General features: G+C 70.0%; 26 protein-coding genes. 18 read left to right on the top strand and 8 right to left on the bottom strand.

The window, feature by feature from the left end; genetic code table 11:
* Positions 1–3: 3 nt before the first annotated feature.
* From proS to AB0368_RS35670, 14 genes are all read left to right on the top strand, one after another.
* Positions 4–1,410 carry a proline--tRNA ligase gene (gene proS, locus AB0368_RS35735; protein WP_366158462.1) on the top strand — a complete coding sequence of 469 codons (1,407 nt, stop codon included), beginning with the start codon at positions 4–6 and terminating at the stop codon, positions 1,408–1,410.
* A complete protein-coding gene (locus AB0368_RS35730) occupies positions 1,407–2,060 on the top strand; it encodes a DUF402 domain-containing protein (protein WP_366158477.1) in 654 nt (217 codons plus the stop codon). The genes proS and AB0368_RS35730 overlap by 4 nt, the downstream gene beginning before the upstream one ends.
* A gap of 94 nt (positions 2,061–2,154) precedes the next feature.
* The gene (locus AB0368_RS35725) at positions 2,155–2,877 is read left to right on the top strand and encodes a hypothetical protein (RefSeq protein WP_366158461.1); all 723 of its coding nucleotides are present in this window, start codon (positions 2,155–2,157) and stop codon (positions 2,875–2,877) included.
* Between the two features lie 323 nt (positions 2,878–3,200).
* Positions 3,201–3,719, top strand: coding sequence for a 30S ribosomal protein S16 (gene rpsP / locus AB0368_RS35720; protein ID WP_366158460.1), 519 nt, complete (start codon positions 3,201–3,203; stop codon positions 3,717–3,719).
* Positions 3,697–3,954: an RNA-binding protein gene (locus AB0368_RS35715; RefSeq protein ID WP_014447131.1), complete on the top strand. Its 258-nt coding sequence runs from the start codon at positions 3,697–3,699 to the stop codon at positions 3,952–3,954. The genes rpsP and AB0368_RS35715 overlap by 23 nt, the downstream gene beginning before the upstream one ends.
* Before the next feature lie 18 nt (positions 3,955–3,972).
* Positions 3,973–4,539 carry a ribosome maturation factor RimM gene (gene rimM / locus AB0368_RS35710; protein WP_366158476.1) on the top strand — a complete coding sequence of 189 codons (567 nt, stop codon included), beginning with the start codon at positions 3,973–3,975 and terminating at the stop codon, positions 4,537–4,539.
* A gap of 10 nt (positions 4,540–4,549) precedes the next feature.
* The gene (gene trmD, locus AB0368_RS35705) at positions 4,550–5,314 is read left to right on the top strand and encodes a tRNA (guanosine(37)-N1)-methyltransferase TrmD (protein ID WP_366158459.1); all 765 of its coding nucleotides are present in this window, start codon (positions 4,550–4,552) and stop codon (positions 5,312–5,314) included.
* A gap of 144 nt (positions 5,315–5,458) precedes the next feature.
* A complete protein-coding gene (gene rplS, locus AB0368_RS35700; RefSeq protein ID WP_366158458.1) occupies positions 5,459–5,818 on the top strand; it encodes a 50S ribosomal protein L19 in 360 nt (119 codons plus the stop codon).
* 229 nt (positions 5,819–6,047) lie between these two features.
* Complete coding sequence (gene lepB, locus AB0368_RS35695; protein ID WP_366158457.1) at positions 6,048–6,932, top strand: signal peptidase I; 885 nt, start codon at positions 6,048–6,050, stop codon at positions 6,930–6,932.
* Positions 6,929–7,579, top strand: coding sequence for a signal peptidase I (gene lepB, locus AB0368_RS35690; RefSeq protein WP_366158456.1), 651 nt, complete (start codon positions 6,929–6,931; stop codon positions 7,577–7,579). Before lepB (AB0368_RS35695) ends, lepB (AB0368_RS35690) begins: the two co-directional genes overlap by 4 nt.
* A 48-nt stretch (positions 7,580–7,627) precedes the next feature.
* Complete coding sequence (locus tag AB0368_RS35685) at positions 7,628–8,089, top strand: NUDIX domain-containing protein (protein ID WP_366158455.1); 462 nt, start codon at positions 7,628–7,630, stop codon at positions 8,087–8,089.
* Entirely contained in the window at positions 8,089–9,006 is a 918-nt protein-coding gene (locus AB0368_RS35680) for a ribonuclease HII (protein WP_366158454.1), read from the top strand. The genes AB0368_RS35685 and AB0368_RS35680 overlap by 1 nt, the downstream gene beginning before the upstream one ends.
* Complete coding sequence (locus AB0368_RS35675; RefSeq protein ID WP_043532656.1) at positions 9,003–9,326, top strand: DUF2469 domain-containing protein; 324 nt, start codon at positions 9,003–9,005, stop codon at positions 9,324–9,326. The genes AB0368_RS35680 and AB0368_RS35675 overlap by 4 nt, the downstream gene beginning before the upstream one ends.
* 208 nt (positions 9,327–9,534) lie before the next feature.
* Positions 9,535–9,981, top strand: coding sequence for a M23 family metallopeptidase (locus AB0368_RS35670; protein ID WP_366158453.1), 447 nt, complete (start codon positions 9,535–9,537; stop codon positions 9,979–9,981).
* An 86-nt stretch (positions 9,982–10,067) separates the two neighbouring features.
* On the opposite strand, the gene AB0368_RS35665 is transcribed toward AB0368_RS35670, so the two are convergent.
* Complete coding sequence (locus tag AB0368_RS35665) at positions 10,068–11,255, bottom strand: aminotransferase class V-fold PLP-dependent enzyme (RefSeq protein ID WP_366158452.1); 1,188 nt, start codon at positions 11,253–11,255, stop codon at positions 10,068–10,070.
* 479 nt (positions 11,256–11,734) lie between these two features.
* On the opposite strand from AB0368_RS35665, the gene uvrA reads away from it, so the two are divergent.
* Complete coding sequence (gene uvrA / locus AB0368_RS35660) at positions 11,735–14,203, top strand: excinuclease ABC subunit UvrA (protein WP_366158451.1); 2,469 nt, start codon at positions 11,735–11,737, stop codon at positions 14,201–14,203.
* Positions 14,204–14,261: 58 nt separating this feature from the next.
* Here uvrA and AB0368_RS35655 read toward each other — a convergent pair whose 3' ends face one another.
* The gene (locus AB0368_RS35655) at positions 14,262–15,140 is read right to left on the bottom strand and encodes a tyrosine recombinase XerC (RefSeq protein WP_366158475.1); all 879 of its coding nucleotides are present in this window, start codon (positions 15,138–15,140) and stop codon (positions 14,262–14,264) included.
* Between the two features lie 83 nt (positions 15,141–15,223).
* Here AB0368_RS35655 and AB0368_RS35650 point away from each other — a divergent pair, with 83 nt between their 5' ends.
* Together AB0368_RS35650 and AB0368_RS35645 are read left to right on the top strand one after the other, a co-directional pair.
* A complete protein-coding gene (locus AB0368_RS35650) occupies positions 15,224–15,808 on the top strand; it encodes a DUF6636 domain-containing protein (protein WP_366158450.1) in 585 nt (194 codons plus the stop codon).
* A 38-nt stretch (positions 15,809–15,846) separates the two neighbouring features.
* Positions 15,847–16,308, top strand: a complete 462-nt coding sequence (locus AB0368_RS35645; protein WP_366158449.1) for a pyridoxamine 5'-phosphate oxidase family protein — start codon at positions 15,847–15,849, stop codon at positions 16,306–16,308.
* A gap of 343 nt (positions 16,309–16,651) precedes the next feature.
* Here AB0368_RS35645 and AB0368_RS35640 read toward each other — a convergent pair whose 3' ends face one another.
* From AB0368_RS35640 to AB0368_RS35620, 5 genes are all read right to left on the bottom strand, one after another.
* Positions 16,652–17,056 (bottom strand): winged helix-turn-helix domain-containing protein, encoded by a 405-nt coding sequence (locus tag AB0368_RS35640; RefSeq protein ID WP_366158448.1) that lies wholly within the window; start codon positions 17,054–17,056, stop codon positions 16,652–16,654.
* Positions 17,057–17,250: 194 nt separating this feature from the next.
* Positions 17,251–18,054 (bottom strand): SAM-dependent methyltransferase, encoded by an 804-nt coding sequence (locus tag AB0368_RS35635; protein ID WP_366158447.1) that lies wholly within the window; start codon positions 18,052–18,054, stop codon positions 17,251–17,253.
* 35 nt (positions 18,055–18,089) lie between these two features.
* Positions 18,090–18,794: a GPP34 family phosphoprotein gene (locus AB0368_RS35630; RefSeq protein ID WP_366158446.1), complete on the bottom strand. Its 705-nt coding sequence runs from the start codon at positions 18,792–18,794 to the stop codon at positions 18,090–18,092.
* Positions 18,794–19,801 carry an acetamidase/formamidase family protein gene (locus tag AB0368_RS35625; protein ID WP_366158474.1) on the bottom strand — a complete coding sequence of 336 codons (1,008 nt, stop codon included), beginning with the start codon at positions 19,799–19,801 and terminating at the stop codon, positions 18,794–18,796. The genes AB0368_RS35630 and AB0368_RS35625 overlap by 1 nt, the downstream gene beginning before the upstream one ends.
* A 4-nt stretch (positions 19,802–19,805) precedes the next feature.
* Complete coding sequence (locus AB0368_RS35620; protein ID WP_366158445.1) at positions 19,806–21,236, bottom strand: APC family permease; 1,431 nt, start codon at positions 21,234–21,236, stop codon at positions 19,806–19,808.
* 1,458 nt (positions 21,237–22,694) lie between these two features.
* On the opposite strand from AB0368_RS35620, the gene AB0368_RS35615 reads away from it, so the two are divergent.
* Complete coding sequence (locus AB0368_RS35615; RefSeq protein WP_366158473.1) at positions 22,695–22,877, top strand: DNA-binding protein; 183 nt, start codon at positions 22,695–22,697, stop codon at positions 22,875–22,877.
* Between the two features lie 82 nt (positions 22,878–22,959).
* Here the strand turns inward: AB0368_RS35615 and dprA are convergent, their stop codons facing one another.
* Positions 22,960–24,180, bottom strand: coding sequence for a DNA-processing protein DprA (gene dprA / locus AB0368_RS35610; RefSeq protein ID WP_366158444.1), 1,221 nt, complete (start codon positions 24,178–24,180; stop codon positions 22,960–22,962).
* Positions 24,181–24,206 lie beyond the last annotated feature (26 nt).

Genomic DNA, 24,206 nt, shown 5'->3' with positions numbered 1-24,206 from the left:
CTCATGGCTCGCGTGCTCACTCCCCGTGCGGAGGACTTCCCCCGCTGGTACCAGGACCTCATCGCCAAGGCTCAGATGGCCGACAACGGCCCGGTGCGCGGGACGATGGTGATCCGGCCGGCGGCGTACGCGATCTGGGAGCGCATGCAGGCCGAGATGGACGCGCGGATCAAGGAGGCGGAGGCGCAGAACGCGTACTTCCCGCTCTTCATCCCCGAGAGCTACCTGAGCCGCGAGGCGCAGCACGTGGAGGGCTTCTCGCCGGAGCTCGCGGTCGTCACGCACGCCGGTGGCAAGGAGCTGTCCGAGCCGATCGTGGTCCGGCCGACCAGCGAGACGATCTTCGGCGAGTTCATGGCGAAGTGGATCGACTCGTACCGCGACCTGCCGCTGCTGCTCAACCAGTGGGCCAACGTGGTGCGCTGGGAGCTGCGGCCGCGCACGTTCCTGCGGACCACCGAGTTCCTCTGGCAGGAGGGTCACACCGCGCACGCCACCGAGGCCGACGCCCGTGACTACGCGCGCCGCATCCTGCACTCGGTCTACGAGGACTTCATGGTCAACCTGCTGGCCATCCCGGTCGTCCCGGGCCGCAAGACCAAGGGCGAGCGGTTCGCTGGCGCCACCAACACCATGACCCTCGAGGCCATGATGGGCGACGGCAAGGCCCTGCAGATGGGCACCTCGCACGAGCTCGGGCAGAACTTCGCCAAGGCGTTCGACATCACGTACACGTCGCAGGCCGGCAGCGTCGAACACGCGTGGACGACGTCGTGGGGCAGCACGACCCGCATGATCGGCGGCCTGATCATGGTGCACGGCGACGACAACGGCCTGCGGCTCCCGCCGCTGCTGGCCCCGATCCAGGCCCAGATCATGGTGGTCAAGGCCGGCGAGGGCGTCACCGAGGCGGCGGTCAAGCTCCGTGACGAGCTCAAGGCCGCGGGGGTACGGGTGAAGCTCGACGACCGTGCCGACGTACCGTTCGGGCGCCGGGCGGTCGACGCCGAGTTGCAGGGCATCCCGATCCGCATCGAGGTCGGCCCCCGCGACCTGGCGGCCGGCAACGCGGTGGTGGCCCGGCGCATCGACGGCACGAAGACGCCGGTCGCACTGGCGGCGGTCGTCGGCGAGGTGACCGGCGCGCTCAAGGCCGACCAGCAGCGGCTCCACGACAGCGCGCTGGCGATGCGCGAGGAGCGCACGGTCGACGTGAAGACCCTGGGCGAGGCGATCGAGGCGGCGCAGACCGGCTGGGCGCGGGTCCCGTGGTCGGCGGTCGGCACCGAGGGCGAGGCCGAGGCGAACGGCAAGGCGGTCACGGTCCGCTGCCTGCTCTCCGCGGACGGCGGCGTCCCCGAGTCCGACGAAGAGCCGGATGTCATGGCGATCCTGGCGCGCGCGTACTGATGTTCGCTCCGGGCCGCCAGGTCCTGTACCGCAACGTCGACGGCCCGCGCCTGGCCTCCGTACGCCCGTGCCGGGTGATCTCCGACGACGAGCGCGGCCTGCTGCTCTGGCTGGCCCGCGGCACGGCCGTGCTCGTCGAGGAAGCCACCGACGGGCGCGGCATCCGCGACATGCCGTACGCCGAGTGGATCGGGCTGAGCCACCACGTGGTCCCAGCCGTCTGGCAGGGCCCGGGCCTGCTCAAGTTCATCCCACCGGACGCCGACCACTCGGTCTGGTTCTTCCGCGACGACGACAATCGCTTCACCCACTGGTACGTCAACCTGGAGGAGCGCGCCCTGCGCTGGGACGACGGCGACGTGGCCGGGGTGGACGTGATCGACCAGGACCTCGACGTCGTGGCCCGCCCGGACCGCGGCTGGGAGTGGAAGGACGAGGACGAGTTCACCGAGCGCCTCGCCTACCCGGACCACTACTGGGTCCACGACGAGGCCGCGGTCCGCGCCGAGGGCCTGCGCGTGATCAAGCAGATCGAGGCGGCCGACTTCCCCTTCGACGGCACCTGGACCGATTTCGCGCCCGACCCCACCTGGCCGGTGCCGACATCCGTACCCGCCGGCTGGGACCGCCCGCCCGTTCCACGCCCCTGATCGCCGGGTCCGGGCAGCCGGAGCCCAGGTCGCACGGCGCCCGTGACCGTGATCACGGGCGGCGCGGGATCGGCGGAATCCGTAACCTGCCTCGGTGACCGCCGTGCCGCCCGCCTCCGCCATGCCGCCTGCTTCCGCCGCTCCGCCGAACCAAGCTGGGCCGATCGCCGTCGCACCCGTTCCCGGCTGGGATCCCGGTCCGCGCCGGCCGGGCTGGACCGCCGCCCTGGTCGCGCTGCTGCTCGTCGTTGCCGGCACGGGGTTCGGTCTCTACCGCCTCATCGGTCTCATCGGCACCCCTCACCCCGTCCGCCCGGACATCTGCCCGGCCCTGGACCTCGGTCCCCTCACCGAGACCCTCGGCCCGGTGGGCCTCCTGGACCCGCCGGGGACCCCGGAGCGGCGCGGCGGCTACTCGCGCGCGATCTGCGGGTTCACTGTCGATGGCGAGGACTTCGTGCCGGGTGTCATCGGCTCACTCCTCGTGGACTGGTACGACTACGAGTTCCCGGCCGAACTTATCTACGCGCGTGCCGAGGGTGAGCAGGCAAAAAGCCTCTCCACGGCGCCCTTCCTGACCCAGCTCCCCGGCCTGGGCGAGCAGGCGTTCGCCGGCTTCGACCCGGACGAGCACGCGGAGGCGGGCAAGCGGCTGCGTCTGTACTCGGTCACGGCCCGGGACGCCAACGTCGTCCTGAACTTGAACGTGATGGTGCCGGACGCCGCCGACGACGCGCCGTGGCGGAACGGGCAGGTCGACGACGCTTACCCGGTTCTGACGCGGATCGCGCGCACCGCGCTGCAACGGCTGCTGTGACGGGTTTCCCACTCACGCAGAATGAAGGGTGCGGGTGGCTGCTCTGAGCCGCCAGGCTCTCGGCCGCCCGCGCCCGGCCTCGACGGGAGTTGCGGTCAGCACCATGCAACCAGGCACGACATCCAGATCTTGACCCTGAACTTGATCTTCTCGAGCCCGATTGGGACCTCCCGCCCTTCATCTGGCAGAATGGTCAGCTGGTATCCGGCACGCGTGAGGCGCCCTCTAACCCTGATCGCGTTGCCAGTCCACGAGACATCGGTCCCGCATCCCCACGCGGGTTCGGTCGGCTCACCCACGTAATCATCAGGAGCGAAACAACCGTGGCCGTAAAGATCCGGCTCCTGCGGATGGGCAAGATCCGCAACCCGCAGTACCGCATCGTCGTCGCCGACTCGCGCACCAAGCGCGACGGCCGTGCCATCGAGTACGTCGGCATCTACCAGCCGAAGCACGACCCGTCGGTCATCGAGGTCAAGAGCGAGCGCGTGCAGTACTGGCTCTCGGTCGGCGCCCAGCCGAGCGAGGCCGTGCAGCGCATCCTCGAGAAGACCGGCGACTGGCAGCAGTTCAAGGGCCTGCCGGCCCCGCCGCCGCTGCTCGTCGCGCCGGAGAAGGCCAACCGCCAGGCCGCGTACGAGGCCGAGGCCAAGGCCGCCGCCGGCATCGCCGACACCCCGGCCGCCAAGCCCGCCAAGAAGGCCACCAAGGTCGCCGCCGCTCCGGAGGCCGCCGCGGCCAAGCCGGCGCAGACCAAGGTCGCCGACCGGGCTGAGCCCGACCGCGAGGCCGTCGCCGAGACCGCAGAGGACCCGGCCGGTGCCGGCGCCGACGCGAGCTGACGGGGCGCTCCGGCCCGCGCTGGAGCACCTCGTCAAGGGCATCGTCGACAACCCGGACGACGTCCGGGTGCGGCTGGTCGACTCGCGCCGCGGCAAGCGGCTCGAGGTCCGCGTGCACCCCGAGGACCTGGGAACGGTCATCGGGCGCGGCGGGCGTACGGCCAAGGCGCTGCGTCAGGTCATCGGGTCGATCGGTGGGCGCGGCATCCGCGTCGACATCGTCGACGCGTACTGAGGCGTTCGTCGCTCGATGTTGCTGGTAATCGGCCAGATCGGTAAGCCCCACGGCATCCGTGGGGAGGTTCTGGTGACCGTCCGGACCGATGAGCCAGAGGCGAGATTCGTCGCCGGGGCGGTGTTCGCCACCGAGGTCCCACGGGACCGCAGGGTGAACACCGGTCCGGCGACCGCCGCCGCCCCGGACGTGGCCTACCAGGTGCCGGAGAAGCTGACTCTGGAGTCGCTGCGCTGGCACCAGGGCCGGGTCATCGCCCAGTTCGAGGGCGTTCACAACCGCAACGTCGCTGAGGCGCTGCGCGGCGTACTGCTCCAGGTCGACAGCGCGGACGTCGCACCGCCGGACGACCCGGACGAGTTCAACGACCACCAGCTCATCGGGCTCTCGGTGGTCGACCTCGACGGCGCCGAGCTGGGTACGGTCGACCGCATCGATCACGCGCCCGCCTCCGACCTGATCGTGCTGCGCAAGGCCGCGGGGGGCACCGCGCTCATCCCGTTCGTCAGCTCGATCGTGCCGACCGTCGATCTGGCCGCCGGCCGCGTCGTGGTCGACCTGCCCGAGGGCCTGCTCGACCTCTAGAAGGTTTCTGGTGCGCGTCGACATCATCTCGATCTTCCCGGACTACTTCTCGCCGCTGGATCTGTCGCTGATCGGCAAGGCGCGCGGCGCCGGGATCCTCGACCTCTCCGTGCACGACCTGCGCACCTGGACCTCCGACGTGCACCGGACCGTCGACGACACCCCGTACGGCGGCGGACCCGGCATGGTCATGCGCCCCGAGCCGTGGGCCTCGTCGCTCTCCGCCGTGGCGTCGCCGTCGGCCACTCTCGTGGTGCCGTCCCCGGTGGGCCGCCCGTTCACCCAGGCGGACGCTGTCTCCTTCGCCGCGCTGCCTCATCTGATCTTTGCGTGCGGCCGCTATGAGGGCATCGACCAGCGGGTCATCGACGATGCCGCGACCCGGATGCCGGTGCGTGAGGTGTCTCTGGGGGATTATGTCCTCTTCGGCGGCGAGGTCGCGGTCATCGTGATCCTCGAGGCGATCACCCGGCTGCTGCCGGGCGTGCTGGGCAACGCCGATTCCCTCACCGAGGAGTCACACGCGGCCGGTCTGCTGGAGGCCCCGGTCTACACCAAGCCGGCGTCGTGGCGCGGAATGGACGTGCCCGAAGTGCTGCGGTCCGGCGACCACGGCCGGATCGCCCGCTGGCGGCGCGAGCAGTCGTTGCTGCGGACGGCCGCCCGCCGGCCGGACCTGTTCGAGGCGTATCCGGGCGAAAGGCTCACCCTGAAGGACCGGGCGGCGATCGAGGACGCCGGATTTCGGATCCCGGGGTCGGATGTGGCAAAGTAGGGAGGTTGCCGTTCGTCCCCACGCCGTGGTGGGCGGGCGAGGATCTCCCCGGATCGAGGCGAGAAGCCGCAGTTCTGGAAGATCAGAATCACCCATTCGCGCATCGAACTCCCGGTGCGCTATGAGTTACCCGAGGATGCAGCGATGAACACGCTGGACGATCTTGACGCCCAGTCGCAGCGCACCGACCTTCCCCAGTTCCGCGCCGGGGACACGCTCAAGGTTCACGCCCGGGTCGTCGAGGGCAACCGCTCCCGCGTCCAGGTCTTCCAGGGCGTCGTGATCAGCCGCCAGGGCGGCGGCCTGCGCGAGACCTTCAAGATCCGGAAGATCAGCTTCGGCGTCGGGGTCGAGCGCACCTACCCGCTCAACAGCCCGGCGATCGACCGCATCGAGGTCATGACCCGCGGTGACGTGCGCCGCGCCAAGCTGTACTACCTGCGTGAGCTCCGGGGCAAGAAGGCCAAGATCAAGGAGCTGCGCGAGAAGCAGACCGCCAACTGAACCCCGCAGCGGTCCGGGGCCGTATTCACTCGGACTGACGTTTACTGCGCGGCCGAACTACGCTTGCGCCAGTGACGGATGGGAATCAGTGCCATTGCGGCGTTCGCCGCGCTGGTGGGCCACATTCGCACTACCGCCCGACCTGTTCCCTGCGGGGCACTCCGGGCGGTAGTGCTGTATCCGGGGCGTTGCACCGGATCGGCGGCGGGAGATGCATAGCGTGGAACCGATGCAGGGGTACCGGGGCTCCTCCTCCGGGCGGCGCCGCGGCCGGGTGATCCGGCGCAAGGAGATGCCGCTCTGGCAGGAGCTGCCGCTGCTGCTGGTCGTGGCGTTCTGCCTCGCGGTGCTCATCCGGACGTTCCTCGTGCAGGCCTTCTTCATCCCGTCCGGCTCCATGGAGAACACCCTGCTCGTCGGCGACCGGGTGCTCGTCAACAAGGTCGTCTACGACATGCGCGACCCGGTCCGCGGCGAGATCGTCGTCTTCCGCGGCACCGACAACTGGGCGCCCGAGCAACCGTCCCAGCCGGTCAGCAACGCCTTCGGCGCGAAGCTCGGCCGCACCATCGGCGACCTCGTCGGCGTCAGCCGCCCGGGTGAGCGCGACTTCATCAAACGGGTGATCGGCCTGCCGGGCGACAAGGTCGCGTGCTGCGACGACAAGGGCCGGATCACGGTCAACGGCCAGCCCGTCGACGAGCCGTACGTGCAGGAGAACTCCCCCCTCGACGCGCCGCCCAACCCGCGGCAGTGCAGCAGCCGGCGCTTCGCCGAGGTGACCGTCCCCAACGGTGAGATGTTCGTCATGGGCGACCACCGCCTGGTCTCCCAGGACGCGCGCTGTCAGGGCCCGGTCCCCATCGACAACGTGATCGGCCGCGCCTTCGTCGTCGTGTGGCCGACAAGCCGCTTCACCGGCCTGTCCGTGCCCGACAACTGGAAGGCGTACGCCGCCGCCCGGCCCGTGGGGGCCGCCCCGCTCGGCCCGGAGCCGGACCGTGGGCCCGATCCGGCCACCACGGCGGTTATGTTGCCGTTCCTGCTAAGTGTCGGCGTATCCGCGCGTTCCGGACTGTGGTTCAGGCCGCGGCGACGTAGGCTCCCTTCGTGATTGACGAGCAGACCGGCGAGCAGCGCCGTGGTTCCTTCTGGCGCGAGCTCCCCATCCTGCTGGGCGTGGCGATCCTCGTCGCCGTCCTGGTTCGGGCCTTCGTCCTGCAGACCTTCTACATCCCGTCCCCGTCGATGGAACACACCCTCAACGTCTGGGACCGGGTGCTGGTCAACAAGCTCGTCTACGACTTCCGCGAGCCTCACCGCGGCGAGATCGTCGTCTTCAAGGCGCCCTCCGACTGGCAGAGCGGCACCGAGGGCGAGGACTTCATCAAGCGCATCATCGGCGTCGGCGGCGACCACGTCGTCTGCTGCGACGCCCAGCAGCACCTGATCATCAACGGCCACTCGCTGCAGGAGCCGTACATCTACAAGGACGCCGACGGCAACCAGGACCCGGCCGCCGACGAGCCCTTCGACATCACCGTGCCCGCCGACCGCCTCTGGGTGATGGGCGACCACCGCTCGGCCTCCGGCGACTCCCTGGAGCACTGGGAGCAGACCGAGAACATCGACGAGGCCACGATCAAGGCGGACTCGATCGTGGGCCGGGCCTTCACCATCTTCTGGCCGGTCGACCGGGCCACCTGGCTGCCGGTGCCCGAGCAGTTCGACGGCATCCCGGACGCGGCTACCGCCAAGTAAGCGCGGACCCCGGCTCAAGATCGATGTCCGGCGCAATAGGCTTGAGGCGTGACGTACATCGACCGGCGCGCCGCGCGGGTACTGCTCATCGACGCCGCTGAGCGCGTGTTGCTGCTGCACGGCGGCGACCCGGCGCGGGCGGGCAAGCAGTGGTGGTTCACCCCCGGCGGCGGCCTCGACGACGGCGAGACGCCGGCCCAGGGCGCCGCGCGGGAGCTGGACGAGGAGACCGGCCTGCGCGTGGACCCCGCCGACCTGGGCGAACCCGTGCACCACGAGGTGACCGAGTTCAGCTACGACACCCGGCAGTACCGGCAGGACCAGCACTTCTTCGTGCACCGCGTGCCGCACTGGGAGGTCGACTTCGCCGGTTTCGACGACGGCGAACGGCAGAGCATCACCGAGCACCGCTGGTGGTCCCTGGCCGAGATCGACGCCTCGGACGAGGAGATCTACCCGCTCGACCTCGCCGACCTGCTCCGGCGGTGCGTACCGTCGCGGGGTCTCTGATGCTGGCACCTCCCCGCACCGTGGTCCGGCGTGAAGGCGGCCTCTACGCCCTCGAGCGCGCGCTGCAGCGCCGCGGCTTCCGCAACGTCGCCGGCGCCGACGAGGCCGGACGCGGAGCCTGCGCCGGCCCCCTGGTGGCCGGCGCCGCGATCCTGCCCGAGGGCAAGCGCGGCGAGATCGACGAGCTGGCCGACTCCAAGCTGCTCACCCCGGCCGCCCGCGAACGGGTCTACGAAGAGGTGGTCAAGCGGGCCCTCGCCTGGTCGGTGGTGATCATCCCGCCGACGGACGTGGACGCCCGCGGCCTGCACGTCTGCAACCTCGCGGCGATGCGCCGCGCGCTCGCCCTGCTGACCACCAACCCGGACTACGTGCTCACCGACGGCTTCCCGGTGGACGGCCTCGGAGCGCCGGGCCTGGCGGTATGGAAGGGCGACCGGGTGGCAGCCTGCGTGGCGGCCGCGAGCGTGCTGGCCAAGGTGACGCGGGACCGGCTGATGGTGGAACTGGACGGGCGTTTTCCCGACTACGGGTTCGCGGTGCACAAGGGTTACATCACCGATGAGCACAGCGCTGCGTTGAGTGCACATGGGCCGTGCGCCGAGCATCGGTTCTCGTACGTGAATGTTGCCGCGGCTTCCGGGCGGGGGAATCGGCCGCCGCGCGCCAGGCGTCCGGCGTCGGGGCCGGGGGCGGCTGCGGACCCGGCTGCGGGGCCGGGCTCGGGGTCGGGCTTGGGGTCCGGGTCGGGCTCTGGGTCCGGGTCGGGGTCGGCCTGGCTTTCGATGCAGCCTTGCGCCGAGCCGCTGATGCTCTGGCCGGAGCTGGAGGGTACCGTCGGCGTGGCGTCGGGCGAGCAGCCTCGGCCGCCGGTGCCGGTGGGGGAGAATGAGGCCATGGAGGGCGAGAAGCGATGAGCGCAGAGGATCTCGAGAAGTACGAGACCGAGATGGAGCTGCAGCTCTACCGGGAGTACCGCGACATCGTCCGACAATTCTCGTACGTGGTGGAGACGGAACGCCGCTTCTACCTGGCGAACCAGGTGGACCTCCACGTACGCAACTCCGACGGCGAGGTGTACTTCGAGGTCGAGATGCACGACGCGTGGGTGTGGGACATGTACCGGCCGGCTCGCTTCGTCAAGAACGTCCGGGTGATGACGTTCAAGGATGTCAACGTCGAGGAGCTGGAGAAGCCGGACATCTCGCTGCCGGACGACGCGAACTTCGGCGGCTGATCCGGGGGTTGGCTTGACCGGTGGCCAGCCTTTTTGTCCACCGCGGCGTTGATCGGTAGCTGGCCTTTGTCCACGGCCGGCGCCTTTGTGATCGGTGGCCGGTCGTTCTCCGCAGGTCTTCCGTGCGCCTGGATGTTGTCCACAGCGGTCCCGCGCGCCCGGCTCTTGTCCACAGGCCTTCCGCGAGCCTGGCTCTGATTCCGGCACTATGCCGGGCATGGCCCTGCTGCTGGCGCTCCTGCTGTCCCTGTCCTTCTCCTGGCCGGTGTCCGACCCCCAGGTGACCCGGCGCTTCGACCCGCCACCCCGGCCCTGGCTGGCCGGCCACCGCGGCGTCGACCTCGCCGCCGTACCCGGCACGGCGGTCCGCTCGGCCGGCGCCGGCATGGTGGTCTTCAGTGGCACAGTCGCGGGCCGCGGCGTGGTGAGCATCGCCCACGCCGACGGCCTCCGCACCACCTATGAGCCCGTTCAGCCTGCACGGCTGCGGATAGGGGAGACGGTCGCGGCGGGCCAGGAGATCGGGCGGCTGGACCCGGGACACCCGGGCTGCCCGACGGCGGCATGCCTGCACTGGGGCCTGCGCCGCGGCGACACCTATCTCGATCCGCTGACCCTGCTGGGACTCGGCCGGGTCCGGCTCCTACCCCTGTGACCTCGTCAGCGCGCTCGGGTGACGTCGGGCTGCCCGCCGGCGCGGTTGCTGAGCAGCTCCGGGCAGGTGTGGCGCCGATGACGGCGTCAGCGCGCATTGCTGAGCAGCTCCGGGAGGTGTTGCGCCAAGCGGTCGTACTCCTCCGCTCGGTTGTAGACCTGGGCGCTCAGTCGCAGCCACCCGCGCCCGCCCCAGGCGTTCACCGCCACCTCCGTCGCCAGCTTCTCCGCGATGCTCTGGCGAAGGGCGCGTGCCTCCGGCAGCGTGGTCGCGATACCGGACGGCAGCGGCAGGATCCGCATCGAAGCCTCGGCAGCGCCCGGGTCCGGCAGCTCGGTGGGCGCGAGGCCGAGCGCCTCACCCACAACCCGCTGACCGTACGCGGCCAGCGCCGCATTGTGCCGCCGCACGGTGTCGACACCGAGCGTACGCAGCGTGAACAGTCCCGTCGGCGCGGCCAGCCACGAGGTGTAGTCCACCGTGCCCTGAAACTCGACGGACAGCGGAAACCCGGAGTCCTGCTCCCACGAGACGATGAGCGGTTCCATCCGCCGCCGCCAGGCCGGGGCCACGACGAGCAGGCCCGTCCCGCGCGGCGCGTACGCCCATTTGTGCAGGTTGCCCACCCAGAAGTCGGCGCCGATCCGATCCACCTCGACCGGCAGCATGCCCGGCACATGGGCGGCATCGACCAGCACCGGAATGTCATGCTCCCGCGCCGCGGCGGCGATCTCCTGAACCGGCAACACCTTGGCGGTGGGCGAGGTCAACTGGTCGACGATGAGCAACTTGGTCCGCCCGGGCCGCAACGCTCCCCGGATCCGAGCCACGACCTCGGCCCCGCCCGCATCCACAGGCACCGCGACCGTGCGCGCGGTAGCCCCGGCCCGCCGACATTGACGGCGCGTGGCGAGCGCGTTCGAGCCGTACCCATGATCGGTGAGCAGGACCTCGTCACCGGACTGGAGCCGCACCGACTGCAAGACCAGCGAGACGCCCGCGGTGGTGTTGGGCACCAGCGCGCTGCCGTCGGGATCGGCGCCCAGGAACTGCGCGAGATGTCGTCGGGTATGGACGATCCGGTCCGTGAGCCCGGGCGGCAGGAAGAACGACATCGGATTGCGCTCGGTCTCGTCCCGCAGCCGCTGCTGGGCCCGCTGCACGCCGATCGGTACGGCGCCGAAGGACCCGTGATTGAGATAGGCGGTGGCGGCGTCAAGGGAGAAGAGGAGCCGCGCTCCCGGAATGGGCGGGGGCGGATCTCCGACGCTCACGCAGCGATCGTACGTCACCACACGCTGCATCGTGCCGCGATCCGCGGCCCACCGGGAGCAGGCGATCATCCCACCGGGCGACCGTCGAGGCTCCTCCTGGGCGCGGTGATGCCGCCGGTGACCTGTACGCGGACCGTTCGCTGCCCGCCGGCTCTTCCGGGGTGGGTGCGGGGTGCTCCGGGTGGGTTTCGGATTCCTCCGTGTGCGGCGGCTGGCTCCCAGGGCCTCGAGGCCCCGACCTATTGGGCTTCCGAGGTCCCGAGTTCCTTGGCTCCTGCGCTCGCGGGTTCCTGGCTCCTCGGCCTGCGGGGTCCTTAGCTTCTGCGCTCGGGGACTCCTCGGCTTCTGCGCTCCCGAGCTCCCAAGCTCCTTGCCAGCCTCAACGGCCCCGCAAGACCGGATCTTTCACACCCGGCGCCGAGGTGATGGGAGCGCTCGTGGCGGTGATTCGGCGCCGCCGAACAGGGTAAGCAGACCTGGTGAAAAACGACGTTAAGGACCGGTTCGTGCGCGTCCGGGGCGCCGCCGAGCACAACCTTCGGAACGTCGACGTCGACATTCCCCGCGATGCCATGGTCGCCTTCACCGGCGTCTCCGGTTCGGGCAAGTCCTCGCTGGCCTTCGGCACGCTCTACGCCGAGGCGCAGCGCCGGTACTTCGAGTCCGTCGCGCCGTACGCCCGCCGGCTGTTGCAGCAGGTCGGTGCGCCGCACGTGCAGGAGATCACCGGCCTGCCCCCGGCCGTGGCCCTGCAACAGCGTCGCGGGGCACCCAGTTCGCGGTCGACGGTCGGCACCATCACCACGCTGTCCAACCTGCTGCGGATGCTCTACTCGCGCGCCGGGACCTACCCGCCGGACGCCCCGCGGCTGGAGGCCGAGGCGTTCTCCCCCAACACCGCGGCCGGCGCCTGCCCACGGTGTCACGGACTGGGCGTCGTGCACGACGTCGCCGAGGACCTACTCGTCCCGGACCCGTCGCTGAGCATCCGCGACGGCGCCATCGCGGCCTGGCCGGGCGCCTGGCAGGGCGCCAACCTGCGCAGCGTCGTGAGCGGCCTGGGGATCGACATCGACAGACCGTGGCGCAAGCTCAGGAAGAAGGACCGGGACTGGCTGCTCTACACCGACGAGCAGCCGTCCGTCCTCGTCGAGCCCGAGCGTGACCGCATCGACAGCGGCTACTACGGGAAGTTCTGGAGCGCCCGTCGGCACGTCATGCACGTGCTCGCCGACTCCAAGAGCGACCGGATGCGCGAGCGCGCGATGCGGTTCGTCCGGAGCGTGCCCTGCCCGGTGTGCCACGGCAGCGGCCTGCGTCCGGAGGCGCTCGCGGTGACCTTCGCCGGCCGCACCATCGCCGACGTCAACGCGATGCCCCTCGCCGCCGTCGTGGCGCTCCTGCGGCCCGCCGCGGGGTTGTCCGGGGCCGGGGCTGCCACGCCGAGCGCCCGGTCCGGGGAGACGACCGAGGTCGCGGTCCGGCTCTGCGCCGACCTGGTCGCGCGCGTCGAGGTGCTGCTCGACCTCGGCCTGGGGTACCTCAGCCTCGGGCGCCGCTCGACGACGCTGTCGCCCGGCGAGGCGCAGCGTCTGCGTATCGCCACCCAGTTGCGTTCGGGGCTGTTCGGGGTCGTCTACGTGCTCGACGAGCCCTCCGCGGGCCTGCACCCGGCCGACGCGGAGCCGCTGCTGGACGTGCTGGACCGGCTGAAGGCGGCGGGCAACTCGCTGTTCGTCGTGGAGCACGACATGGACGTGGTCCGGCGGGCGGACTGGGTGGTCGATATCGGCCCCGGCGCGGGCGAGAGCGGCGGACGCGTGCTGTACAGCGGTCCGGTCCCCGGCCTCGAACAGGTCGAGGAGTCGGCCACCAGCCGGTACCTGTTCGGCCGTGCCGAGCCGCTCGACCATCGCCCGCGTACGCCCCAGGGCTGGCTGCACCTGCGCGGCGTCTCCCGCCACAACCTGCACGGCGTGTCCGTCGACGTGCCGCTCCGGGTGCTGACCGCGGTGACCGGGGTGTCCGGTTCCGGGAAGTCGACGCTGGTCACGCAGGTACTCGCCGAGGTCGTGCGCGGCCACCTCGGGCTGGCGAGCGACGAGCCCGACGAGGCGGAGCTCGACGTCGACGTGCGGGACGCGGCGGGGCTCGACTCGTTCGACCGGCTGGTCCGGGTCGACCAGCGGCCCATCGGCCGCACGCCCCGGTCCAATCTGGCCACCTACACCGGGATGTTCGACGCGGTGCGCAAGCTGTACGCGGCGACGGACGAGGCGCAGGCGCGCGGGTACGCGGCCGGGCGGTTCTCCTTCAACGTCGCGGAGGGGCGGTGCGAGACCTGCCAGGGCGAGGGGTTCGTCGCGGTCGAACTGCTGTTCCTGCCCGGGACCTACGCGCCGTGCCCGGCCTGCCGCGGCGCGCGGTACAACGCGGAGACGCTGGAGGTGACCTACCGCGGCAAGAACATCGCGGACGTGCTGGCGATGTCCGTCGACGACGCCGCCAAGTTCCTCGCCGACGTCCCGGTCGCCTCCCGGAGCCTCGAGACGCTCCGGGAGGTGGGGCTGGGCTACCTGCGGCTGGGCCAGCCGGCGACCGAGCTCAGCGGTGGCGAGGCCCAGCGCATCAAGCTCGCCACCGAGTTGCAGCGGGCCCGCCGCGGCCACGCGCTCTACCTGCTCGACGAGCCGACCGCGGGGCTGCACCCCGCGGACATCGCGCTGCTGCTGCGGCAACTGCACCGGCTCGTCGACGCCGGCAACACCGTCGTCCTGGTCGAGCACGACCTGGACACGATCGCCGGCGCCGACTGGGTCATCGACCTCGGCCCGGGCGGTGGGGACGCGGGCGGCCGGGTCGTCGCGACCGGCCCTCCCGCCACGATCGCCGAGGCCGGGGACAGCGCGACCGGGCGCCATCTGGCGCGCCGCCTCGAACGCTCCTGAATGGCTGTCTTTCAACCTGTTTCCGCAGCTACATTAGCCGCGGCGACGGGCCGAAGCGCTAAGCCCTCGGGTGAGCCTGCTTGAACGCCTCCCTCAGCCGCTCCGTCGACACGTGCGTGTAGATCTGCGTGCTCGACAGCGACGAGTGACCCAGCAGATCCTGCACCGCCCGCAGGTCCGCGCCCCCGTCCAGGAGGTGGGTCGCCGCGGAGTGGCGCAGGTCGTGCGGGCTCGTGTGCGGCAGGCCGGCAGCCTGCGCCGCGGCGTCCACGATGCGGCGTACGACGGTCTGCTGCAGCCGCCCGCCCCGCGCACCGAGGAACAGGGCGTCGCCGCTGCCGGCATGAGCGACCTTCGGGCGTCCGTGCCCGAGCCAGTCGTCGAGGGCCCGCTGCGCCGGGACGCCGTACGGGACCGCGCGTTCCTTGGCGCCCTTGCCGAAGACGCGGACCACCCGCCGCGCCTCGTCGACGTCGGTGATGTCCAGGCCGCAGAGCTCGCTCACCCGTACGCCGGTCGCGTAGAGCAGTTCCAGGACGGCTCTGTCGCGTACCGCATGAGGGTTCGGAGTGGTGACGACCAGCTCCGCCGCCTGGTCGGCGCGCAACACCGATGGAAGATCGCGATGCGCCTTGGGGCTCGCGAGCTGCGCACCCACGTCGGCCGCGCAGAGGCCGGTCCGATGCGCCCAGGCGGTGAACGTCCGCGCGGCCGCGGCCCGCCGAGCCTGGGAGGTGCGAGCGGCGCCCTCGGCCATCCGCCGCGCCAGCCATCCGCGCAGGACGACGATGTCGAGATCGCTGGGGGAGGCGCACCCGGCCTCGGCAGCATGATCCAGCAAAGAAACCACATCACCGACATATGCCCGTACGGTGTGGGCCGAGCGATTCTCGATCCGGGCGAGATGCAGGCTGAAGTCGTCCACGGCCTCGCGCATGGCGGGCGGGAGTGCTTCGTGGGCTGCGCGGGTGACTATTCGGTCTTGCTCCACGGACCTATCATTCCGCCTTTGGAGGTGGCATGGCTGCTGCACACGTACCGATCCGTCCTGCGGCCGTTCCCGCTGCACGGTCGCGGGCCCTCGCTGTGCGGGCGGCTTTCGGTGCACGAGTACGGGCGGTCGTTGTCGTGGTGGCGATCGGTGCGGCCGTTGCCGCGTGCTCCAGCCCGTCCGGCACGCGCGCCGACTCTCGGGTGACTCCGACGGCCGCAGCCAACGCCGGACTGGGAAACGCCCCTTCGCCGAGCGCCTCGGCGCGGGTCGTCACCGAGGCCGCGTTCGCGTCGCCCTCGGGCAACATCGGCTGCTACCTGTCCGATGACGGGGCGCGCTGCGACATCGCGAAGAAGTCCTGGTCGCCCGGTCCGGCGCCGGCGGACTGCGAGCTCGACTGGGGCTTCGGCGTCGCCATCGGCAAGTCGGGAAAGGCCAACTTCACCTGCGCCGGAGACACAGTGCTCGGAGCGAAGGACCGCCTCGAGTACGGGCGGTCACTGAAGGCGGGCGACTTCCAATGCGACAGCGCGAGCACGGGTATGCGGTGCCAGAACGAGAAGTCGGGCCACGGGTTCACGGTCGCCAAGGAGCAGTACGACTTCTTCTGACGCCGATTCTTGTCGGACCCCCGCTCTAGGCTCGAGCCATGGCGAGTTGGCAGGAGATCGAGAACGACAACCCGGAGTTCGCCGCCAGGGTCAAGTCCCTGTTCGAGGCGGGCACCAACAAGACGATCGCAACCCTCCGCCGGGACGGGTCGCCGCGCATCAGCGGCACGGAGCTGAAATTCGACGCCGGCGAGATCACCTTCGGCTCGATGGGCGGCTCGATGAAGCTGCTCGACATCCGCAGGGATCCCCGCGTCGCGATCCACAGCCCCACCCTGGAACCGCCGGCCGACCACCCCGAGCGGGGGCCCGGTGACGCGAAGCTCGCAGGCGTCGCGGTGGAGACGCCGCCGCCGGCGGATAGCCCGCACGAGGGCGCCGGGTTCTTCCACGTCGACGTGAGGGAGGTGTCGGTGATGTATGTGGGCGATCCGGCGGATCACCTCGTGATCGAGTCTTGGGACACGAAGCACGGTTATCGGCGTCGCACTCGGAAGTAGTCGCCGCTCATTCCTTGCTTGCCCTTGCGGCTGACGTTTGCCGTTCCGAGGCCCCGGATGTCGACCTTGTAGCCGCCACTGGCGTTGCATTCCGCGGCTGGCGTTGCCGTTCAGCGACTGGCGTTGCCGTTCCGCGGCTGACGTCGGGGTCTCGCGGGGCTGGCGGCCTGGTTCTCAGGGCTGCCGTCGGGGTCCCGTGGGCTCCCATGAAGTCGCGCGACCGCCGCGACTTGGAGGTGGTGTGGCTGCTGTTCGGGCTGCGCGGAGCTGCGACCTCAGGTCGCGGCTGCTGCTGGGGTCCCGCGGATCCTTGCTGGGGTCGCGCCGAGTCAGTCGCGCCGAGTCAGGGGCGCGTCAGCTGCACGCGGTCGGCGGGGTACACCGTGACCGTGCCGTCGGTCGCCGTGACGACGAGGACAGGGACGCCTTCGCCGAGGCGGTAGGTGCGGCGTTCCGCGTCGGTGGGCATGCGCGCGCCGGCCTTCTCGCCGCGGCCGAGGGTCACGATCTCCGTCGGTTCGGGCACGCGGACGAATGTCCCTCGTGGCCGGTCGACGGTCACCAGGCCCTCGGTGCGGAGCTGGCCGATGGCCTGCCGGACGGTGGTCCGGCTGATGCCGTACTCCTGGGCCAGGCGGAGTTCGCTCGGCAGCGGCTCACCCGGCGCGAGGTCGCCGGACTCGATCTGGTTGCGCAGCAGATCGGCGAGTTGGCGGAAGACCGCGCGGTCGGCCGAGGGATCGATCATGACACACACCGTACGTGGTCACGATGCTCCATAGCATTGTACGTATGAAGGAACGTAGCTATAATAGACAAGCCACACTGAGAAGGCCGAGCTTGATCGGGTGGCGAGCGGCGGTCGGCGCTCCTGCGAGGTCCCGGCCGCCGTCCACGGTGCACCCCATGCGTCGGCTCGTGCGATCTTCGGGCCGCGACCGATCAATCGGCAGGCTTGCGAGCGAGCCCCCCATAACCCGCAACCTGATCCGCCGGAGGCACTTCACCCCCAGGATTGCGCCAGTCACTGATGACTTCCACCCCGGGAGGCGCAACGTCATAGCCGTCGAACAAATGCTCAATCTGCGCCCGGCTGCGCAACGTGAAGTCAAAGTTCTTCATACGCAACGCATCAGCAGTTCCCCGCGGCAGGAAATCACCTGTGCCGTGCGACAGGGCGACGTAGCTGCCCGGTGCCAGCCCGTCCATCAGGGTTCTCACGATGCCGGCGGCCTGCTCCGTGTCCGTGATGAAGTGCAGGACGGCGATGAGCAGCAGACCGACGGGCTCGTCGAGGTTCAGGGTGCTGGTCAACTCGGCATCGGCCAGAATGCGTTCCGGCTCCCGCATGTCGGCCTCCAGGTAGGCGGTCCTTCCCCGTGGATCGCTGACGAGCAGGGCGCGGGCGTGGACGAGGACGAGCGGGTCGTTGTCCACGTACACGATGCGGGTTGTGGGTTCGATGGCCTGGGCGACCTCGTGGGTGTTGTCGGCGGTGGGGAGGCCGGTGCCGATGTCGAGCAACTGGCGGACGCCGGCCTCCTTCACGAGGTACCGCACGACGCGTTGCAGGAACAGCCGGTTCTGCAGGGCGGTGGTGCGGACGTACGGATAAATGGCCTCGATGGCATCGGCCGACTCGCGATCGGCCTTGAAGTTGTCCTTGCCGCCCAGCCAGTAGTTGTAGCGGCGGGCGGGATGCGCCACTGAGGTGTCGATGATCGGCCGGTTCTCGTCGGGAGCCATGTGGTGAAGTCCTTGCTGTGAGCGGGATTCGACGGTCAGAAGGGTGCGGTGGCCAGGTCGCCGATGGCGTGGCGGACGAGTCCGGCGAGGTGCGGGATGACGGCGAGCCGGGAGACGGTGCCGGCGCGGGCCGGGATCTGTTCGGTGATGGTGCGGAGGATGGCGTCGGCTTCCGCGGTGCTGTACGGAAGCAGCAGCGTGCTGTGCAGGTTCAGCGCCCAGGCGAGTGCGCACAACGCGTCGAGGGCGCTGTCGCGTACGTCGGTTTTGTAGAGCCGCCGGATGAACTGCGACCGGACCCAGGTGGCGATGGCGTCATCGACCAGGCGGTAGCGGCTGCCACGGAGCAGGCGGCGGTGCTCGACCAGGGTCCCGGCGGCGATCAATGCCGCTACGGTGCGGTCGTACAGATGGAGGGTCGGATCTCGCAGCAGTTCGGCGAGCCGTGGTTCCCGCCGGTCGCGGATGGTGGTCAGGACGGCCCCGGCGATCGGGTCGGCGGTCGGCCTGGTCTGGTAGTCGCGGAGGCGGACCCGGCCGTCGAGCAGGTGGACGCGGTCCTGCAGCAGCAGGTCCACGACGGTCGCGCCGGCCAGGCCGACGTCAAGGGCTCGGACGTCCAGGCGGGGACGCAGGTCCCGGGTCTCGTCGTGAGCGAGCAGCCACAGCTGGTCGCGGACCGAGGCGATGTCGCGGCTCAGGCGCGGGTCGCCCGCGCGGCCGCCTGGCTCGGCGGGCATCAGACCACCGCCCCGAGCGACGAGTGGTTGCTGATGCGGAGCCGTTGATGCGTACCGCGGTACGGCGGATCGCCTCGCAGCAACCGTTTGTCGATGGCCGCGACGATCGTGTACTCGGCGTCGACCACGTTGCCGACGTGAGCGCGGCCGGCCTGGGAGACGAGCTGATACGCGTCGAGCAGGTCCAGCCCGGTCAGCGCGGCGACGTGGTGCACCAGGTCGGCGTGGGCCATCCGGTACGCGTCTTCCAGCGGCCGGGCGATCCCGACCGACATGACGGCAACGTCGGTCTCCAGCCGGGGCGATGCCGACGGTACGCCGGGAACCACGTCGACCATCAGCACGACGTCCATCGGCACCTCGACGGCCACCCCGCACAGCTCGCCGTCGCCCTGGCGAGCGTGCCCGTCGCCCATCGCAAGCAGCGCGCCCGGCACGTTGACCGGCAGGTAGACGGTGGTGCCGGCCCGGATCAGCGGGCTGTCGAGATTGCCGCCGTGGCTGCCGGGAAGGATCGAGGCCCGGACCTCGCCGGCGGCAGGCGCGACACCGATGGTGCCGAGCATCGGTACGAGCGGCAGGTCGACGTGATAGCTGCTGCCCCGGGCGGCGTAACGAACCGTCGCCCGCCGGTGATCGATCGTGTACTCCCACACGCGTTCGGTCAGCGGTGGGTGCAACATGGCCGTCGTGTGGGTGCCGGTCAGGGCGCCGAAGTGCGGAAACGTCGACGAGAAGCCAACCCCACCCACCGGAGTCAAAGACACTATGTGTACGGCCAGAGTGTCGCCGGGCTGCGCCCCCAAGACGTGCAACGGGCCGGTCACCGGATTCAGGTACGGCATCGTGCACACCCTGCTCGGCAGATCATCGGCCGAGCGGACATTGCCGGCGAAGCAGTCGAGAGTGCGCAGCCGCACCGGTTGACGCGGCAGGATGTGGCCGACAGCGTCCTTGCCGCCGAAGGTGTAACCGGTCGTGGTGTCGACGGCGGGTACGAACGACATGTGCTCAGTCACGGTCGCCTGCCACGGGAAACTCGTCGCGTCCGGCGGAACCAAGACCGGCCAGATAGGGGCGGCGTCCCGTGGCCGTCAGCACCAGCAACACGAGTACGCCCGAGCCGAGCCAGGCGAGCCCGGTGCGTTGGGCCAGGATGTTCGCGTTGACCACGATTCCGCTGAGGATCAGTACGCCCACCATCGGCATCAGGACGGTGCGCACCGCCCCACCCGCGGCCCGGCCCACCCGAACGCGGCGGGCGACGACCGACAAGTGCACCACGATGAACGACAGGATCGCCCCGAAGTTCACCAGGCTCGCCATCAGGGAGATCCCGTCGTCCCGCGAAGCCATGTACAAGCCGAGAACCAGGGAGATGACGGCGGTCAGCAGAATGCCGTTGGCGGGTACGGATCGCCGTACCGAAACTCTTGCCAGAAATGCCGGCAGCTGCCGGTCGCGGGCCATCGCGTAAAGCAGCCGCGACGTGCCCACCTGGGCGACCATGTTGTTGGCCAGACCCCACGCCAAAGCGGTGGCGAGCGCGGTCAGGGTGGCCAGCCACGACCCGGCCGCGACGCGGGCGGTCTCGAAGAACGCCGTCCCGGCCGGATCACCGTCGGCGATCAGCGCCGCGGGATCCTCCACCAGCAACGCAGCCAGAAAGGTCTGCGCAATGAACACCAAACCGGTGATCCCCAACGCGGCAACCATGGCGCGGCTCACCTGCCTCGGCCCACCTCTGGCATCCTCGGCCAAAGTGGACAGCGCATCGAAGCCCAGAAACGAGAGGGTCGCCACCGACGCCGCCGTAGCCAGCAATCCGAAATGAAACTGGCTACTGGCATAGATCGGCTCCCACGAGAACCCCCGCCCGCGCCCGGTCGCCAAAGCCATGACCGCGGCAGCCACGTATATCGCGAGGATGGCGAGCTGCCCGACGAGAAACACCTTGTTGAGCAACCGTGTGGTCTTGATGCCGAACAGATTCAGCACCGCATTGACAACCACAAAGGCGACAATCCACGCCCCCACCGGTACGGCCGGAACCACCGAAGTCATCGACGCCGCGGCGATCAGCGACAACAGTCCGGGAACGAGAACGTAATCGAGCAGGATCGTCCAGCCGGCCAGAAAACCGATCCAGGGGGCGAGCGCCCGTCCGGCGTACGTGTAGACCGAGCCTGCCATCGGATAGGCCTGGGTCATCACGCCATAGGACGAGGCGGTCACCATCATCGCGACCATTCCGATCGCGTAGGCCAGGGCGACCATGCCGCCGGAGGCCTGGAAGACCGAGCCGAAGATGCCCATTGGGGCGATGACGACCATATAGATCAGGCCGTAGACGACCAGGTCACCGAAGCTCAAGGTACGCCGGAGCTCCTGGCGATAGCCGAAGCGTTCCAGGTCTGGGGTTTCTGAAGTATCTGCAGCCATTCGACGGACTGCCTTTCTGAGGGATGAGGTGAGATGGGAAAGCTCGGCCGTCGTGGTGCGGAGCACGGCGCCGCGGGTGAGCGGTGCCGCGGATTCGGGCCGAGACGGAATGTGGCGGCTGCTGGCGGCCGGCTGCTGGCTGCCTGGCGTTGGCACTGCGGTGGTCGGCTTTCCGGCCGTCGGCTCGGTGCCGTCTGCTTTCGGGCGGTCGGTCCTGTGGCGATCGGCTTTCCGGCGGTCGGCTTTCGGAGGTCGGCCCGGGGCCGTCGGCTTCGAACCGTCGCCTGTCCGGCGGTTGCTTGTCCGGTCGTCGCTTGTCCGGCGGTTGCTTGTCCGGCGGTTGCTTGTCCGGTCGTCGCGTGTCCGGCCGGCGGCTGTCCGGCAGCGGCTCTAGCTGTCGTCTCCCTTGCGCGCCCGTCGAATGGCCAGGCCGAGACCACACAGGTGTCGGCGGCAGGGTCTATTCCGAAATGGAGCGGCGCCGTTTGGTGCACGCAGTGGGTGGCTCTCGTCGTCACGGCGGAGCTGCTGGCGTGATCAACGCGGTCTGCGCGTGATCTCATACGCTGAAGGCGGATTTCCGAAGTGACGACCGAAGGCAACGACCACGCCCGCCGGGTCGCTGATGGCGGCTCCGATTCCTGCCTGGCCGAGCTCGGAATCACAGCTGCCTAGGCGCGTCATTGCCTGCTCGAGGCCGGACCAAGTGCCGCCCTGGCTCGAGGTGCGCCTATGCAGGTTTGCACCACGGCAGAGGCCGATCCAGGGTCGTGATCACGCCTTCGACACGGCGCAGTCAGGACCACGCTAGGCACCGAGCCGCGGCCGGTGCAGCGATGGAGACGAACGGTCGCCTGACGGAATGTCCCGAGCGCGATTCGGGGTCGACGCACTGTGGTTCGTGGTGACTGCCGGCCGGGGACGGGCGTGTAGTCAGCCAGTTCTTCCCGGTGAGGGGCGTCTGTTCCTGGTCCACGTGGGTGCTGTCGAGCGCTGCGGCTGTGGGATGTGGTTCGTGGTGACTGCCGGCCGGGGACGGGCGTGTAGTCAGCCAGTTCTTCCCGGTGAGAGGCGTCTGTCTCTGGTCCACATCAAGGTTGTTTCGCGCTGCGACCATGTCGTGCGGCGATGAAAGGCTGTCCGTCGGCTCTGAAACGTTCTGTCGCGCCGAAGTGGTGTGGTTCGAGGTCGAGATGATGCAGGTGCAGACTGAATCGAGTCTTGCGGATCTTGGGCTGGCGATGGACGACGTTGTCGACGACCGCAGGCGGGGCAGTGCCTCAGGGTCGGCCGATGGCGCCCGAGGGTGTACGTGCGTGACCTGGGCTGAGCTTCGCCTGGGTGGGCTAGTCATGAAGCTACCCTACTTGACGTATGACTAGACGTCTCTCAGCAAGTTGACCCATGACCAATAGTCATAAGTCTACGGTCGATCATGTGGCTAAGGCAATCCGACTCATGGGTGCGCACGAGATCCGCGTCCGTCTGGGCATGGTGAGCCGGCAGCGGGCGTACCAGATCACCAGCCGCGCGGATTTCCCTGCGCCCATCGCTGACCTGGCGCAAGGCAAGGTCTGGCTCGCGGAGGACGTCGAAGTCTGGATGAAGGCGCACCGCCGCGACGTCGACGACGCCGAATAGGACGACCGGGTCCGGCCGGAGCGGAGCGATTGCAGGCGGTCGCACTGCTAGTTGCTTGCGCACCGCCGAAGTGGACGCTTGCTCATGTGGGGTCCTGAGGCGGAAAGCCCGTACGAGCCACCGCGCTCCGGGCCAACGCCGCCAGGGCTATTCCGTCGTTCCGGCGTACCACCAGACCTTTCATCTCCAGGAGGGACAGGCGGCGCAGCACCGTACGCAAGCCCAGTCCTGCTCTTACCGCGAGCTGCTCGGGGCCGGCGCTGCCGCGGTGGGGGACCGCCTCCAGGACCAGGGCCGATTCCTCGTCGAGGTCGTCGCGGACGTGGTTGCGGGCGCGGGCCGGTTCCGCCAGATACTCGCCGATCCTGCCGACCTCGTCGAGTACGTGCGCCACGTTCGTCACCAGCCGCGTGTGCGGGTATCGGCGGAGCAGTTCGTGGCAGCCCACCGACATCGCCGAGGTGACCGGTCCTGGGACGACCATCGCGTGCCTGTTCAGGGCGACCACCCGACTCATCGTCTGGAATGCGCCACTGCGGGCCGCCGCCTCCACGACGACCGTGCCCGACGTCCCCGCGGCGATGACGCGGTTGCGGATGAGGAACCGGTGCCGCAGCGGCTCCGCGCCTGGTGGCCATTCGCTCATCAGCAGGCCGCTTTCCGCTATCTGTTCGAACATTGCGGCGTTGCCCACCGGGTACGGCCGGTCGACCCCGCACGCCAGCACCGCGACCGTGAACCCGCCCGCCGCCAGGGTCGCCCGGTGCGCCGCGGCGTCGATGCCGAACGCCCCGCCGGAGACCACCGTCCACTCCTGCTCCGCGAGCCCGTACGCGAGGTCGGTGGTGACGTGCTGCCCGTACGGTGTCGCGGCGCGCGCGCCCACGATGGCGACGGAACGGGCGAAGGCGTCGCTCAGTGGCCGGGAGCCGCGTACCCATAAGCAGAGCGGTGGGCGTACGTCCCGGTTGACCCGGCCGGCGACGTCCAGTTCCAGGGTCGCCAGCGCCTCGACGCCGATGGGCCACTCGTCGTCGGCCGGCACGACCACGCGGGCGCCGAGGCGCTGGGCGCGGCGGAGGGCGATCTCGGCGATCCGGTGCGGATCTCCGGAGTCCGAGCGCGATGCGACCGCCGTACGCAAGGCAGCTTCGGGAATGTCGCCGGCGATCAGGCGGGTCAAGGTCTCGTCGGCGCCGTGGGCCTGCACCAGGTGCCAGATGACGCGGTTGCCGGGCTCGGCGAGCCAGGTGAGGGCGACCCGCGCCAGGCGATCGGTGTCGCTTCCCGGCGGGGTCGTCACTTCGCCGTCCTGTCGTCGGTCTTGGT

Origin of the sequence: Actinoplanes sp. NPDC051475, assembly GCF_040689425.1 — a bacterium.
GTDB lineage: Bacteria > Actinomycetota > Actinomycetes > Mycobacteriales > Micromonosporaceae > Actinoplanes.
Note: the sequence above shows the minus strand (reverse complement) of the source record. Positions and strands in the feature narration are given on the sequence as shown.

What these genes read in the sequence shown, in the direction of transcription:
- rplS (WP_366158458.1), top strand. Translation starts at nt 5,459, where the DNA reads ATGAACACGCTGGACGATCTTGACGCCCAGTCGCAGCGCACCGACCTT.
- proS (WP_366158462.1), top strand. Translation starts at nt 4, where the DNA reads ATGGCTCGCGTGCTCACTCCCCGTGCGGAGGACTTCCCCCGCTGGTAC.
- AB0368_RS35640 (WP_366158448.1), bottom strand. Translation starts at nt 17,056, where the DNA reads ATGATCGATCCCTCGGCCGACCGCGCGGTCTTCCGCCAACTCGCCGAT.
- AB0368_RS35675 (WP_043532656.1), top strand. Translation starts at nt 9,003, where the DNA reads ATGAGCGCAGAGGATCTCGAGAAGTACGAGACCGAGATGGAGCTGCAG.
- AB0368_RS35620 (WP_366158445.1), bottom strand. Translation starts at nt 21,236, where the DNA reads ATGGCTGCAGATACTTCAGAAACCCCAGACCTGGAACGCTTCGGCTAT.
- AB0368_RS35635 (WP_366158447.1), bottom strand. Translation starts at nt 18,054, where the DNA reads ATGGCTCCCGACGAGAACCGGCCGATCATCGACACCTCAGTGGCGCAT.
- AB0368_RS35630 (WP_366158446.1), bottom strand. Translation starts at nt 18,794, where the DNA reads ATGCCCGCCGAGCCAGGCGGCCGCGCGGGCGACCCGCGCCTGAGCCGC.
- AB0368_RS35645 (WP_366158449.1), top strand. Translation starts at nt 15,847, where the DNA reads ATGGCGAGTTGGCAGGAGATCGAGAACGACAACCCGGAGTTCGCCGCC.
- AB0368_RS35650 (WP_366158450.1), top strand. Translation starts at nt 15,224, where the DNA reads ATGGCTGCTGCACACGTACCGATCCGTCCTGCGGCCGTTCCCGCTGCA.
- lepB (WP_366158457.1), top strand. Translation starts at nt 6,048, where the DNA reads ATGCAGGGGTACCGGGGCTCCTCCTCCGGGCGGCGCCGCGGCCGGGTG.
- AB0368_RS35680 (WP_366158454.1), top strand. Translation starts at nt 8,089, where the DNA reads ATGCTGGCACCTCCCCGCACCGTGGTCCGGCGTGAAGGCGGCCTCTAC.
- AB0368_RS35625 (WP_366158474.1), bottom strand. Translation starts at nt 19,801, where the DNA reads ATGTCGTTCGTACCCGCCGTCGACACCACGACCGGTTACACCTTCGGC.
- AB0368_RS35655 (WP_366158475.1), bottom strand. Translation starts at nt 15,140, where the DNA reads ATGCGCGAGGCCGTGGACGACTTCAGCCTGCATCTCGCCCGGATCGAG.
- AB0368_RS35615 (WP_366158473.1), top strand. Translation starts at nt 22,695, where the DNA reads ATGGGTGCGCACGAGATCCGCGTCCGTCTGGGCATGGTGAGCCGGCAG.
- AB0368_RS35670 (WP_366158453.1), top strand. Translation starts at nt 9,535, where the DNA reads ATGCCGGGCATGGCCCTGCTGCTGGCGCTCCTGCTGTCCCTGTCCTTC.